Origin of the sequence: Mycobacterium simiae (assembly GCF_008370645.1) — a bacterium.
GTDB classification, from domain to species: Bacteria; Actinomycetota; Actinomycetes; order Mycobacteriales; family Mycobacteriaceae; genus Mycobacterium; species Mycobacterium simiae_A.
In genome coordinates this window covers 1-463 of record NZ_VTZN01000526.1, presented here as the reverse complement: position 1 = coordinate 463, position 463 = coordinate 1, and the positions used below count along the sequence as shown (strand labels likewise).

The 463-nt window shown below is 65.2% G+C and carries 1 protein-coding gene and 1 pseudogene; both read right to left on the bottom strand.

The genetic code is table 11. The annotated features are described in order from the left end of the window. Positions 1-92: 92 nt before the first annotated feature. Positions 93-276: pseudogene (locus F0Q45_RS26740) on the bottom strand (antitoxin MazE-like protein). A 23-nt stretch (positions 277-299) separates the two neighbouring features. After that, a partial coding sequence (locus F0Q45_RS26735) for a DUF1918 domain-containing protein (RefSeq protein WP_149656674.1) occupies positions 300-463 on the bottom strand: 164 nt, incomplete at its 5' end.

Sequence of the window (463 nt, the reverse complement as noted above, 5' to 3'; positions counted from 1 at the left end):
TGCATTACGAGGGTGACGAAACGATGCGCGCGGCGGTTCGGTCTGTTCATGTGGCAATCGATATCGCACCTCGCGCCGCGGCAGTGTAGATATCACCCCGCCACACCTGAGGTAGCGTCGTCCCAGCCGGCTGCGATCGCATCGACAACGGCTTGACCGTCTGGATCCCGTTCGCGGGCGGCGACAAGCGCGGATTGGCAGTGCGCTTCGCGGTTAGCCCGGGAGTGTTACATCAGGAACCCAGATCTCGATAGGCCGCAGGCCGCCGGCACACATCGATGTGATGTAACCGCTCGGCGCTATTTCGCGGTGTGACCGGCCCGCTCCGCAGCGCGTCGTTCGGCATCAACATGCTCGGCGGCGGTGACACCCACCGCGTCAGAGCCGGGGTACACCGTCGTCTCGTGCCCGTTTACCAGCCAACGCACCACGTAGGGCGGCGAGCCGTCGGGAGAGCGCACCT